The 12,246-nt window shown below is 70.3% G+C and carries 13 protein-coding genes; 5 read left to right on the top strand and 8 right to left on the bottom strand.

From position 1 onward, the window contains the following. Positions 1-17: 17 nt before the first annotated feature. Together NA8_RS07175 and NA8_RS07170 are read right to left on the bottom strand one after the other, a co-directional pair. Entirely contained in the window at positions 18-1,025 is a 1,008-nt protein-coding gene (locus NA8_RS07175) for an N-acetylglutamate synthase, CG3035 family (protein ID WP_063049560.1), read from the bottom strand. Further along, positions 1,015-1,605, bottom strand: coding sequence for a peptide deformylase (locus tag NA8_RS07170; protein ID WP_063049559.1), 591 nt, complete (start codon positions 1,603-1,605; stop codon positions 1,015-1,017). The genes NA8_RS07175 and NA8_RS07170 overlap by 11 nt, the downstream gene beginning before the upstream one ends. Before the next feature lie 182 nt (positions 1,606-1,787). On the opposite strand from NA8_RS07170, the gene napA reads away from it, so the two are divergent. From napA to NA8_RS07145, 5 genes are all read left to right on the top strand, one after another. Then, complete coding sequence (gene napA, locus NA8_RS07165) at positions 1,788-2,141, top strand: nucleoid-associated protein NapA (RefSeq protein WP_063049558.1); 354 nt, start codon at positions 1,788-1,790, stop codon at positions 2,139-2,141. A 48-nt stretch (positions 2,142-2,189) separates the two neighbouring features. Beyond that, positions 2,190-2,759 (top strand): LytR C-terminal domain-containing protein, encoded by a 570-nt coding sequence (locus tag NA8_RS07160; RefSeq protein WP_063049557.1) that lies wholly within the window; start codon positions 2,190-2,192, stop codon positions 2,757-2,759. Positions 2,760-2,921: 162 nt separating this feature from the next. Beyond that, positions 2,922-3,605 carry a superoxide dismutase[Cu-Zn] gene (gene sodC / locus NA8_RS07155; RefSeq protein ID WP_063049556.1) on the top strand — a complete coding sequence of 228 codons (684 nt, stop codon included), beginning with the start codon at positions 2,922-2,924 and terminating at the stop codon, positions 3,603-3,605. Positions 3,606-3,616: 11 nt separating this feature from the next. Then, the gene (locus tag NA8_RS07150) at positions 3,617-4,762 is read left to right on the top strand and encodes a glutamate--cysteine ligase (RefSeq protein ID WP_063049555.1); all 1,146 of its coding nucleotides are present in this window, start codon (positions 3,617-3,619) and stop codon (positions 4,760-4,762) included. Positions 4,763-4,838: 76 nt separating this feature from the next. Next, complete coding sequence (locus NA8_RS07145) at positions 4,839-6,197, top strand: phosphatase PAP2 family protein (RefSeq protein WP_063049554.1); 1,359 nt, start codon at positions 4,839-4,841, stop codon at positions 6,195-6,197. 7 nt (positions 6,198-6,204) lie between these two features. Here the strand turns inward: NA8_RS07145 and mnhG are convergent, their stop codons facing one another. From mnhG to NA8_RS07115, 6 genes are read right to left on the bottom strand one after another with little or no spacing between them, the layout of a single operon-like run. Then, positions 6,205-6,540 (bottom strand): monovalent cation/H(+) antiporter subunit G, encoded by a 336-nt coding sequence (gene mnhG, locus NA8_RS07140; RefSeq protein WP_063049553.1) that lies wholly within the window; start codon positions 6,538-6,540, stop codon positions 6,205-6,207. Beyond that, positions 6,537-6,797 (bottom strand): monovalent cation/H+ antiporter complex subunit F, encoded by a 261-nt coding sequence (locus NA8_RS07135; RefSeq protein WP_063049676.1) that lies wholly within the window; start codon positions 6,795-6,797, stop codon positions 6,537-6,539. The genes mnhG and NA8_RS07135 overlap by 4 nt, the downstream gene beginning before the upstream one ends. Next, on the bottom strand, positions 6,794-7,369 hold the full coding sequence (locus NA8_RS07130) for a Na+/H+ antiporter subunit E (protein ID WP_063049552.1): 576 nt from the start codon (positions 7,367-7,369) through the stop codon (positions 6,794-6,796). Before NA8_RS07130 ends, NA8_RS07135 begins: the two co-directional genes overlap by 4 nt. Then, the gene (locus NA8_RS07125; protein ID WP_063049551.1) at positions 7,366-8,979 is read right to left on the bottom strand and encodes a Na+/H+ antiporter subunit D; all 1,614 of its coding nucleotides are present in this window, start codon (positions 8,977-8,979) and stop codon (positions 7,366-7,368) included. The genes NA8_RS07130 and NA8_RS07125 overlap by 4 nt, the downstream gene beginning before the upstream one ends. Next, positions 8,976-9,353: a Na(+)/H(+) antiporter subunit C gene (locus tag NA8_RS07120; RefSeq protein ID WP_063049550.1), complete on the bottom strand. Its 378-nt coding sequence runs from the start codon at positions 9,351-9,353 to the stop codon at positions 8,976-8,978. Before NA8_RS07120 ends, NA8_RS07125 begins: the two co-directional genes overlap by 4 nt. Continuing rightward, positions 9,350-12,244, bottom strand: coding sequence for a Na+/H+ antiporter subunit A (locus NA8_RS07115; RefSeq protein ID WP_063049549.1), 2,895 nt, complete (start codon positions 12,242-12,244; stop codon positions 9,350-9,352). The genes NA8_RS07120 and NA8_RS07115 overlap by 4 nt, the downstream gene beginning before the upstream one ends. Between the last annotated feature and the right edge of the window lie 2 nt (positions 12,245-12,246).

Raw genomic sequence — 12,246 nt, 5'->3', positions numbered from 1 at the left:
CGGGTGACAGGTCTGTTCTACCGCAGGCCGCCGGGCCCGGCGAGGGGTTCCGGCGCGGCGTAGCGGTAGGCGTGGTGTTCGACGAAGCCCAGTTCGCGGTACATCGCGCGGGCCGCCTCGTTGGTGGCCTCCACCTGGAGGTAGGCGTGGGTCGCGCCGCGGTCGTGGCCCCAGCGCACCAGCTCCGCGCAGACCAGCGAGCCGAGCCCGTGCCTGCGATGCGCGGCGGCGACGGCCACACAGGTGAGGCCGACCCAGCGGCGTCCGTCCGGGGCGGTGGTGAGCGCGCCGCGGCCGATCGCGATGGGACGCGGCAGGCCGAGCGAGGCGAAGCCGAGTTCGCCGTCGAGGACCGCGGTCAGCACCTCGGGATCCGGTGCGGGCGCGGGAATCGCCTGCGCGGCGGGAACTTCGCCGCCGTAACGGTGTGTCTCGAGCCAGTCGGCGTCGGGGGCGGCGGCGATCCGCACCATCGAAGGACCCTGGGGCAGAACGAAATTGTCGATGTCGATGGCGAGCATGAGCGTTTCTCGCCAGCTGTGCCAGCCGGGCGGCACGGGGGCGAGCCGATCGGGCAGCGCGAGCTGCAAGGGCAGGCCGTGCGCGGTGTACCACGCGCCGATCCGGTGCAGCGTCTCCGCGGACACCGTGGGGGGCACCTCGGAACTGCCCAGCGGCACAGCGGAGTTCGCGCGCCCGGTGTATCCACGACCCGCACGTGCCAGCCAGCCGTCGATCCACGCGTGTTCCACGCCCGGCCAGGCGTAGGCGGCCGCGGCCTCCAGCGCGCGGATCTCCTTGGTGCGAATCGGCCTGGGGCCGAGCGCTTTCAGCGCCACCACGCGCTCCGGCGCCACCGAGACGACCGTGCCGTCGGCGCCGCGCACGGTGGGCGGATCCAGCGCGACGAGTTCGCCGATCACGTCGGTCAACGGTTGGGGATAACCCGCGGGCAACCGATAGCGCAGCACCACGCGGCGGCCGAGCGGAATATCGGGCAGGCCGGCGGCGGGGTCAGTCGTCATGCCCGAACGGGTCGGGATCGGTGCCGGGCAGCCAGCTCAAACCCGGTGTGCCCCAGCCGTTGCGTTTGATCGCCTTCTTGGCGGCCCGTGCGTTGCGGCCGATCAGCACGTCCACGTAGAGGAACCCGTCCAGGTGCCCGACCTCGTGCTGGAGCATGCGGGCGAAGAAACCCTTGCCCTCCACCTCGACCGGCTCGCCGTGCTCGTCGGTACCGGTCACCTTCGCCCATTCGGCGCGGCCGGTGGGGAACTGCTCGCCGGGTACCGACAGACAGCCCTCCTCGTCGTCGTCCGGGTCGGGCATGGACTCCGGGACCTGCGAGGTCTCCAGTACCGGGTTGACCACCACGCCGCGGCGCCGGGTCGCGGCGCCGTCCGCGCCCAGGTCGGGGCAGTCGTAGACGAACAGGCGCAGCGGAACGCCGACCTGGTTGGCCGCGAGACCGACGCCGTGCGCCGCGTCGAGCGTCTCGTACATGTCCGCGATGAGCGGAGCCAATTCCTCCGGCGATTGGGTGACCCGTTCGGTGGGGTTGTGCAGAACCGGGTCGCCGACGATCACGATCGGGAGGATTGCCATGGGCCAATTATTGCCGGGCGTGCCACGTCACAGCGCTCCGGGTACCGGAGCGGGGACCGGAACTACCGGCAGGTAGGGAACACGCCGCGTCGTGCCCCGGGCGATTCCCGGGCTGCGTGGTTGAATGTTCCGCGACGTACAAGCACCATTTTCGTCTGGTGGTTACTCGGCGAGGGAGCGAGATGGACGGCGCAGCGGCACGGAATCTTTCCGAGAGCCAGGACGGCCCTTCCGCGAGCGAAGATGTCACGACGGGGCAGGCCGCGGCCGACCAGGCGGACGGCTCCGGGCTGAGCCGTCGCGAACTCGACATCCTGGCTTTCGAGCGACAGTGGTGGAAGTACGCGGGGGCCAAGGAGGAGGCGATCCGCGAGCTGTTCGCCATGTCGCCGACCCGCTACTACCAAGTGCTCAACGCGGTGGTCGACCGGCCGGAGTCGCTGGCCGCCGACCCGATGCTGGTGAAGCGGCTGCGCAGGCTGCGCGCGAGCAGGCAGAAGGCGCGTGCGGCGCGGCGGCTGGGATTCCAGGTCTGACCCGGCGATGCGGACCCTGACCCGCCTCGTGCGACTAGGCTCGCGAGGGTGAGCTACCCGAATCCCACCTCCGGTGGGCCACCGTTGCGTGCCCTGGCGATGGTGCTGATCGCGTTGGCCATCGTCTTCGCCGGCCTGGGCGCGATGTCGTTGTCGAGTTCCGACGCCGACAGCGACGCCTCGGGGACCGGCGAATCGCCCACCTCGAGCGCGACGGCCGCGCCCCAGATCCCGGCCGGCACGACCACGCCCAAGGCGGCGGCCTCGGTCGCGTCCTCGTCCACCGCGGTGGCGACGGCCAAGCCGACCACGACCGCCGCGCCGACCACCTCCACGGCGGCCCGTTCGGTCCCGGTGCGCGTGCTGAACAACAGCATGGTGCCCGGGCTCGCCGCCAAGACGGCGGGCCAGCTCTCGGCGAGCGGGTGGACGATCGCGGAAACGGGCAACTACCCCGGCGCGAGTATCTCGAAAACCACTGTGTACTACGGCACTTCGCCCGGCGACAAGGAGGCGGCGCAGGCCGTCGCGGACGAGCTCGGCGCGTCGGTGGCGGCGAAGTCGGACGGAATCGGGGACACCGGACCGGGTGTAACGGTGATCGTCACGGGTAACTGACCCGTGTGGCCGCTGTTCGCACGCTCGGACCGGCGAACGTGAGGTGAGGGCGCGCCGCCCTGTCGAGGGACACGGCACGGCGGCGTGGCATCATCTTGTCCGGTAACGAACGTGTCCACCCAGCTTTACTCGTAAACTCGGTACTCGTAAAGGAGTTCCCCGATGGCCCCGTCCACAACTCGACGCCCGTCCTGGCGGACTGTGACCCCGGTGCTCGCGGTCGCGGTGTTCGGCCTCGCCGCCTGCTCGAACAGCCAGGAGTCGAGTGACGTCCAGGGAACCACTCCGCCGGTGTGGACCGGGTCCGGCGCCCCGGCCGGGCAGTCGAGCTCCGAGCACGGCGCTCCGAATTCGGAGCAGGGGGTGAACGTGCAGTTGAAAGACCCCTCGGGCGCCTCGGTCGGCACCGCGAACTTCGCCAAGGACGGCAACCACCTGCAGGTCACCGTCGAAGCCCACGGGCTGCGCCCCGGCTTCCACGGCCTGCACGTGCACCAAGTGGGCAAGTGCGAGCCCAACTCCGTCGCACCGACCGGCGGCCCGGCGGGCGATTTCCTGTCCGCCGGTGGTCATCTGCAGGTCGGCAGCGCCAACGCGCACCCGGCCAGCGGTGATCTGACCTCGCTCGAGGTGCGTGGCGACGGCGTCGCCAAGCTGGTCACCAGCACCGACGCGGTGACCCTGGACGACGTGAAGGGCAAGGCCCTGATCATCCACGCCGACGCCGACAACTTCGGCAACATCCCGAATCGTTACAACCGCGCCGATGGCGTCGCGGGTCCGGACGAGACGACCCTAGCGACGGGCGACGCGGGCGGCCGTGTCGCTTGTGGCGTGATCCAGTAGCGCGGTGGTATATGGCCGGGGCAGGAATCGAGCACGTTCCCTTCGAAGGTTCGCCCCGGCCCACGATCGGGGTCGAATGGGAGATCGCCTTGGTGGACAAGGTGACCCGCGACCTGTCGAATACCGCCGCCGCGGTGTTCGATTCGCTCGGTGAGCTGCGGGCCCACGACGGCACACCGCAGGTGACCAAGGAGCTGCTGCGTAACACCGTCGAGTTCGTCACCGGCGTGCACGAGACCGTGGGTGCCGCGGTGGAGGACCTGACCGGCACCATGAACACGGTGCGGCGCGCGGCCGACTCGCTCGGCGTCGACCTGTTCTGCGCGGGCACCCATCCGTTCGCGCAGTGGTCGGCCCAGCAGCTCACCCGGTCGGAGCACTACGACGAGCTGATCGAGCGCACGCAGTGGTGGGGTCGCCAGATGATGATCTGGGGCGTGCACGTGCACGTCGGAGTATCCCACCGCGACAAGGTGTTTCCGATCCTCAACTCGTTGCTGCTGTCGTATCCGCATCTGCTCGCGCTGTCGGCGGGCTCGCCGATGTGGTCCGGATCGGACACCGGCTACGCCAGCAACCGGACGCTGATGTTCCAGCAGCTGCCGACCGCGGGCCTGCCGTTCCAGTTCGAGAACTGGACCCAGTTCGAGCATTTCGTGCACGACGAGGTCAAGACCGGTGTGTTCACCCAGCTGGGCGGTATGCACTGGGATATCCGCCCGGCGCCCAAGTGGGGCACCATCGAGGTGCGGGTTTGCGACGGCATCTCCACGCGCGCCGAACTCGCCGCGCTGGCCGCGCTCACCCATTGCCTGATCGTCGACCTGGACCAGCGAGTCGAGAACGGCGAAACCCTGCCCACCCTGCCGCCGTGGCATGTGCAGGAGAACAAGTGGCGGGCCGCCCGGTACGGACTGGACGCGATCATCATCACCGATGCCGACAGCAACGAGCGCTTGGTCACCGACGACCTGGACGATCTGCTGAACCGGCTGGAGCCGACGGCGGCGCGACTGGGCTGCGCGGACGAGCTCGCGATGGTCGCCGAGATCCCCAAGCGGGGCGCGTCCTATCAACGGCAGCGCCGCGTCGCCGCGGCGTCGCAGGGCGACCTGATCGCCGTGGTGGACGCGCTGGTCGAGGAGCTGAAACAGTAACGTCCGGGCGCGGATAGGTCGGCTGTCGTTCAGCTGGCCAGGGGGATGGCGTTCATCCCCCGTTTACTATGGTCGGATGCTAGTCGAAGACCCGGGTGCCAAAGCAGGAAGCGCGGTATCGCGCCGTCCCGTTCCGCGGACTCGGGTCCGGGTCACCGCGGCGGTGGCCGCGGTGCCTGTCCTGCTGATCGTGTTGCAGGTCGTCGCCCTCTGGCAGGGGTTCGACGGCCCGCTGGAGAGCGTGGCGCGGGACTACATCGGCACCCCCAAGTCCATGTCGGTGCCCTGGGCGGGGCTGGTCCTTGCGCTGGTGGGTGTTTCGGCCCGCCGCAGGCTGGTCGCGGTGGGCGCCGCGGTCGCCGTCGACGTGGTGTGGGCGGGCGCCCGCTTGCTGGCCGGAGAGCCGTTGGTGATCGGGAACGGACCGGTGATCGTGCTGACCGGCTTGGCGCTGGTGGCCTGGCTGCGCTGGTCCGGCGCCGAACGGCGCAACGCGCTGCACGCGGCCGCGCTCGGCGCGCTGCTCATCCTGGCCACGAAGGTCGGCGACGTCTGGCTGCACGTCACCGTGATCGGTAGTCCCTCGGTCCTCGACGAATACGTGATCTTGGCCGACCATGCGCTGGGCGATCCGTCGTGGGTGCTCGGCCGGGCGGTCGACGCGCTCGGGCCGGTGGTCTACGCGGTCCTGCACTGGGTCTACATCGAACTGCCCGTGGCGGCCATCGTCGTGGCGGTGTGGCAGCTGCGCGGGGTGGTGTCGTCGGGCCGGTGGCCGTCGCACTATCTGGTGCGGACCTTCCTGGTGCTCGGATTGATCGGTCCTCTGGTGTATGTGATGTTCCCGGTGGTCGGGCCGATGTTCGCGTTCGGACCCGACGGAAACGGGCTGCAACTGGGCAATTACTGGCCGGGTGTGGTGCCGCCGATCGACCGGAATCCGCTGCCGCTGCCGTTCGACGCGGCCATTCCGCGCAACTGCATGCCCTCGATGCACACGGCCTGGGCGCTGTCGGTGTTCCTGCACACCCGCCGCGACTCCGACGGCGAGCCCGCCCCGGCCTTGCTGCGCTGGGGCGGCGCGTTCTGGCTGCTGGCGACCCTCATCGCGACCCTCGGTTTCGGCTACCACTACGGCGTCGACCTGGTCGCAGGGGCGGTGCTTTGCCTCACCGTCGAATCGGCGCTGCGCGAGCCGGAGCGCGGCTGGGGATGGTTCCGGGTCCGGCTGGTCGGCTCCGGTGTCATCGTGCTGGCCGCGCTACTGCTGTCCTACCGCTACCTCGCGGTACCGATGGCCGAGTACCCGGTGCTCGCGGGCACGGTGGTGCTCGGACTGCTCGCCGGACTGGCGGCGGCGTTCCACGCGACGTGGTTCGCGACCGTGCGGCAACCGCTGCGGGCCGAACGCGAAGTCGAACCGGCCACGCCCTGAGCGGGGGCTATTCCACGTCGTCCTCGCGCAAGGCGTTGACGCGCAACAGTCCGTCACGGTAGCGCTGCTCGCGGTAGGCGGTGCGGCCGATGAGGTGGGCGATCACCGGGGCCGTGAGCAGGGTGAACAGCCCGACCAGCACCAGCGTCCAGACGTTGCCGTGTCCGCGCAGCTGGATCGCGGCGCCCGCCAGCACCAGGATCAGCCCGATGACCTGCGGTTTGGTGGCGGCGTGCATCCGGGTGAGCGTGTCGGGGAAGCGCACGATCCCGATCGCCGCGGTCAGCGCCAGCGTCGAGCCGAACAGGATCAGGGCGCCCGCGAGCGCGTGCCAGAGGTTCATTTGTCGTCTCGCACCCGGAATCGGGACACCGCGGCCGAGCCGAGGAATCCGACCAGCGCCAGCGCGACGATCGCCGGCACCACGGTGGTGTCGGCACTGTAGGCCGCCCACACGGCCAGGCCGGAGGCGGCGATGGCCATCAGCGAGTCGACCGCGACGACCCGGTCCAGCGTGCTGGGCCCCACAACGACCCGGTAGGTGGTGAGCAGCCCGGCCGTGGTCAGGATGACGGCGGCGATTACGGCGACGACGGTCACGATGGCACCTCCGGGAGCGCGGCGGTCCGGGAGCGCGGCCATCCGGTCGGACGCTCGAACGCATCGATCAGCAGGCGCTCCAGCCGCCGGGTGATCCGGTGGAACTCGTCCACGGCGGCGTCGCTGCCGACGTCGAGGACGTGGACGTAGACGACCCGGCGCCTGCGATCGATTTCCAGCACCATCGTGCCGGGGATCAGGTTGAGCACATCGGTCCACAGCACCAGCACCAGATCCGATCTGGTGCGGGCGTATACCCGCAGCACCCCGGACACCGGCATCGGAGCCGGGCGGATCGCGAACCAGGCGACCTGGAGGCTCGACTCCAGCGCGTAATACCCACTCGACACGATCAATGCGACCAGCGGAAGCGGGTTCAGCCGACCGGATACCGGCACGCGCGGCAGCGGCAGCGCCACCATGATCAGGGCGGCGACCACCATCCCGCCCAGCAGGTTCGCCACACTGAGATCGCCCCACAGGGCGAGCCATACCATGGTGAGCCACGCGAGTACGCCGATTCGGACGACCGCCTCGCGCCGCCGACCGCGCCCGCCCTGCTCGACGCTCATCGCGGTTCTCCCCTCTCACCGCGCGAATCACCCAGTACCGCACCGATGTACACGCCGGGGTCACGCAGGTCGGCTGCCGCCCGGTCGGCGATCGTGAGAATCGGGCCGGCCAGCACGGTCAGGCACAACCCGACCGTCACGAGCGCCGCGGTGGACAACACCATCAGCGGCGGCATCCGGCCGGGGTCGGTGCGCTCGTCGTAGTGCACGTCGGTCGCATCCTCGATGAGCGTCGGGGGCTTCGCCGCCGTGAGATGGCCCTCCGGCGCGTCCGCGCGGGGCCGCCAGAACGCTTTGCTCCACACCCGGGCCACGGTATAGAGCGTGAGCAGGCTGGTGAGCACGGCGCCCCCGACCAGCACCCAGGCCAGCACGCTGCCGCGCTCGGCGCCCGCCTGCAAGAGCGCGACCTTGCCGATGAATCCGGAGAACGGCGGTATTCCGCCGAGATTCAGCGCGGGGATCAGGAACAGCACCGCCAACAGCGGGCTGGCCGCGGCGAGCCCGCCCAGTCTGCGCAGCGAGGTCGATCCGGCTTGCCGCTCGATCAGGCCGGCCACCAGGAACAGCGCCGTTTGCACCAGAATGTGGTGCGCCACGTAGAACACCGCGCCCGCCAGCCCGGACGCGGTGGCCAGCCCGACTCCGAACACCATGTATCCGATGTGGCTGACCAGCGTGAACGACAGCAGACGGCGGATGTCGCTCTGCGCGATGGCGCCGAGGATGCCCACGAGCATGGTGAGCAGGCCGCACACCAGTAGCACCGAGTCGAAGCCGCCGTCGGGGAACAGCAGCGAGTGGGTCCGGATGATCGCGTATACACCGACTTTGGTGAGCAGACCGGCGAACACGGCGGTGACCGGAGCCGGGGCGGTCGGGTAGGAGTCGGGCAGCCAGTTCGATAGGGGGAAGACAGCCGCCTTGATGCCGAACGCCACCAGCAGCACGGCGAAGATCGCCGTGCGGGTGCCGTCCGGCACGGCGCCGAACCGGACGGCGAGCTGGGCGAGATTCAGCGTTCCGGTGGCCGCGTAGGTCAGCCCGATGCCGGTGAGGAAGATCAGCGACGAGACCATCGACACCATCACGTAGGCCACGCCCGCGCGGATGCGCTCGGTGGTCGCGCCCACCGTCAGCAGCACGAACGAGGCCGCGAGCAAAATCTCGAAGCCCACGAAGAGGTTGAACAGGTCGCCGGCGAGGAAGGCGGCCGAGACACCGGCGGTCAGCACCAGATACGTGGGCCGGTAGATGGAGGTGGGCTGCCGCTCGTCGCCGTCGCGGATGTTCTGGCCCGCGCCGTAGAGGGCGACCGAGAGCAGCACGATGGACGAGACGACCAGCATGGCCGCGGAGAGCCGGTCCACCACCAGCGTGATGCCGATCGGGGCCGCCCAATTGCCGACCTGCAACGCGGTGGTTCCGTCCCGGTCGGCCAGATACAGCAGCAACCCGCAGATCACCACGACAGCGGTGAGCGCGCCGACGATGACCACGCTCTGGATACGGGGCCTGCGGCCGAACACGAGGGTGGCGGCGGCGCCTAGCAGCGGAACGAGCACCGGCAGCGGCGCGAGGATCGGCAGCAGGCCGGGCGAGAGGCTCACGTCGCCGGATCCTCTCCGGCACGCCGCCGGGCGACATCCTCGTCTTCCTGGTCGTTGGCGACGTCGTCGCTGGTGGTGAGCATGTAGGCGCGGTAGGCGAGGGCGAGCACGAATGCCGCGATGCCCATGGTGATCACGATGGCGGTGAGCACCATCGCCTGGGCGAGCGGGTCGGCCATCTCCTCGGTCTCGGCCGCACCGCGGATGGGCGGCTTGCCGTTGCCGCCGCCGGCGGTGAGGATCAGCAGGTTCACCGCGTTGCCGAACAGGATCAGCCCGAGCAGCATCTTCGACACGGCGCGTTCCAGGAGCAGATACACCCCGCACGCCACCAGGATGCCGATCACGATCAGCAGGGTCAGATTCGCCGTCATGCGCCGGAACCGCCCTTCGTGGCCGGGGTATCGGCGTCGGCCAACTCGCTGTCCAGCCGCGCGCCGAGGCTGCGCAGCACGTCCAGCACCAGGCCGACCACGATGAGGTAGACGCCCAGATCGAACAGCAGCGCGGTGACCACTTTGATGTGGCCGACCACCGGCAGCGAGACCTCGATGATCGCCGAGGACAGCGGCGGCGCGCCGAGCAGCAGCGACGAGACCGCGGTGCCCGCGGCCAAGGTGAGGCCCGCGCCGAGAACATGGCCCGCGTCGACGGGGAGCGCCTCGCCCAGTTCGTAGCGGCCGCCCGCGAGATACCGCAGGGTCAGCGCGAGCCCCGCGGTGAGTCCGCCCGCGAACCCGCCGCCGGGCGCGTTGTGGCCGGAGAAGAAGAAGTAGACCGACAGCACCATGATGGTCGGGAACACCAGCCGCGTGGTGATCTGCAGGACCATCGACCGATCGGCCCGGTCGACCAACCGGCCGGCGGGCAGCCAGCTCACCAGTTCCGGGTCGTAGTCGGGGGAGTCCGCCGCGCGCGGGGCGCTGCCGAAACGCCTGCTGCGGAACACCAGGGAGGCGACGCCGGTGGCGGCGACGACGAGCACCGAGATCTCGCCGAGGGTGTCCCATGCCCGCAGGTCGACGAGCAGGACGTTCAGGGCGTTCTTTCCACCACCGAATGTGTAGGCGGCCTCGGGAATCCGGGGCCAGACGGGTTCGGCGGTGCGCGCCGCCACGGCGAATCCGGCCAGGACCGCGACCACCGTTCCGGTCCCCGCGGCCAGGATCGCCCTGCGGATCTTGAACGCGGTCCTGCGGCTGGCCTCGATCCGCGCGGGGAAGGCGCGCAGGACCAGAACGAAGATCACCAGTGTCAGCGTTTCCACCAGGAATTGGGTCAGCGCGAGGTCGGGCGCGCCGTGCAGCGCGAAGATCACGCCGCTGCCGTATCCGGTCACGCCGACCACCAGCACGCTCGCCAATCGGTTGCGCAGCACCGTCGCGGCGAGTGCGGTCACCGCCATGATCGCGCCGACGGCCGCTTGCAGCGGCGAATCCCACAGGCGCAGCGTGACGCCGGTGCGGGTGCCGAGCGCGAGCAGGACGGTCGGCAGGATGATCAAGGTGACCAGGATCGCCGCCTGGCTCAGCGGCAGCGATCCGCGTTGCACGGCGCCGGTCATTCGCAGCGAGAGGGTGTCCATCGCGCGCAACGTGGCGTCGTAGGCGCGGTCGGCGTTGCCGAGGCGCGGGTGCGCCGATTCGGTGAAGCGGGCGCGCAGCCGATACAGCCCGACACCGACCGCGACGATCAGCAGCGTCCACGCCGGCGCGGGGGTGAAGCCGTGCCACAGCGCCAGATGGGAAAACGGGGGTCCGGCAAGCGTTTCGGCATAAGGGCGCAACCGCGCGTCCAGCCAGGACGGCGCGAGTCCGGCCACGAGGCTCGCGGCGGCGAGGATCACCGGTGCCGCCAGGAAAAGAGCGCCGGGCGGGTGCCAGCGGAGGCGATCCTCGGATTCCCGGCCGGCGACGGGCACTTCGCTCGGATGGCGGGCCAGGGGCGCGGTGCCGGGAGCGGGGTCCGGCTCGACGCCCTTGTCCGCGAAGGCGCCCCAGACGAACCTGATGCTGTAGCCGACGGTCAGCATCGAGCCGAGCACCACCCCGGCGAAGACCGCGCCGCGGGCGGGCGCGGCGAGTATGTCCGCGTCCAGCACGGCGCTCAGTGCGCTCTCCTTACCGACGAAGCCGAGCAGCGGCGGAATGCCCGCCATACTGAGCGCGGCGAGGACCGCGGCGGCGCACAGCACCGGCGCCCGGCGGCCGAGACCGGACAACCGGCGTAGGTCGCGCGTTCCCGCACCGTGATCGATGATCCCGACCACCAGGAACAGGCTCGCCTTGAACAGCGCGTGCGCGACGATCATCGTGACTCCGGCCAGCGCGGCGGCGGGCGTACCGAGGCCGACCAGCACGATCAGGAAGCCCAGCTGGCTCACCGTGCCGAAGGCCAGCACCAATTTCAGATCCACGACCTGCAGGGCGCGCAGCCCGGCCAACAGCATCGACGCCAGGCCGAGGGTGAGCACCAGCGGGTGCCACACCGGGTTCTGCGCGAACGCCGGTGCGAGCCGGGCGATCAAGTACACACCGGCCTTCACCATCGCCGCGGCGTGCAGGTACGCGCTCACCGGCGTCGGCGCGGCCATCGCGCCGGGCAGCCAGAAATGCAGGGGCACCACGGCGGATTTGGTGAGCGCGCCCACCAGCAGCAGCGCCACCGCTACGTCGACGGCCGTCCCGCTCGGGGCGCCGGACAGCAGATCCGACAGCAGATAGCTGCCGTTCGCGGCGCCGAGCACGACGATGCCGGCCAGCATCGCCAATCCGCCGGCCCCGGTCACCAGCAGCGCCTGGATCGCGGCTCGTCTGCTGGCCGCCTGCTCGGCGTTGTGGCCGATCAGCAGGAACGACAGCACCGTGGTCGCTTCCCAGAACACGTAGAGCAGCACCATGTTGTCGCTGGTGACCAGCCCGAACATGGCCCCGGCGAACGCGACGAGCTCGGCGGCGAACACCCCCAGCCGCGGCTCGTCGTTGTCGAAGTACCTGGCGCAGTACACCAGCACCAGCGCTCCGATACCCAGCACGAGCGCGCACAGGACGGCCGCGAGCGTGTCGAAACGCAGATCGATGTTCAGGCCGATGCTCGGCGCCCAGGTCAGCCGGACGCGCTGCGGCTCGGACCAATTCGCGATCACCCAGGCCGAACTGCCGAGCGGCACCGCGGCCAGCAGGTAGAAAGCATTGCGCCCCAGTGCCCGCACCCCCAGCGGAGCCACCAGGGCGGCTGCGGCGTGCACGAGCAGGATCGCGAGCAAAC

This window comes from Nocardia arthritidis NBRC 100137 (assembly GCF_001612765.1).
Taxonomy (GTDB): Bacteria; Actinomycetota; Actinomycetes; order Mycobacteriales; family Mycobacteriaceae; genus Nocardia; species Nocardia arthritidis.
Note: the sequence above shows the minus strand (reverse complement) of the source record. Positions and strands in the feature narration are given on the sequence as shown.

Coding starts and splice junctions, on each gene's coding strand:
- sodC (WP_063049556.1), top strand. CDS start 2,922: ATGGCCCCGTCCACAACTCGACGCCCGTCCTGGCGGACTGTGACCCCG.
- mnhG (WP_063049553.1), bottom strand. CDS start 6,540: ATGAACCTCTGGCACGCGCTCGCGGGCGCCCTGATCCTGTTCGGCTCG.
- NA8_RS07145 (WP_063049554.1), top strand. CDS start 4,839: ATGCTAGTCGAAGACCCGGGTGCCAAAGCAGGAAGCGCGGTATCGCGC.
- napA (WP_063049558.1), top strand. CDS start 1,788: ATGGACGGCGCAGCGGCACGGAATCTTTCCGAGAGCCAGGACGGCCCT.
- NA8_RS07120 (WP_063049550.1), bottom strand. CDS start 9,353: ATGACGGCGAATCTGACCCTGCTGATCGTGATCGGCATCCTGGTGGCG.
- NA8_RS07170 (WP_063049559.1), bottom strand. CDS start 1,605: ATGGCAATCCTCCCGATCGTGATCGTCGGCGACCCGGTTCTGCACAAC.
- NA8_RS07150 (WP_063049555.1), top strand. CDS start 3,617: ATGGCCGGGGCAGGAATCGAGCACGTTCCCTTCGAAGGTTCGCCCCGG.
- NA8_RS07130 (WP_063049552.1), bottom strand. CDS start 7,369: ATGAGCGTCGAGCAGGGCGGGCGCGGTCGGCGGCGCGAGGCGGTCGTC.
- NA8_RS07175 (WP_063049560.1), bottom strand. CDS start 1,025: ATGACGACTGACCCCGCCGCCGGCCTGCCCGATATTCCGCTCGGCCGC.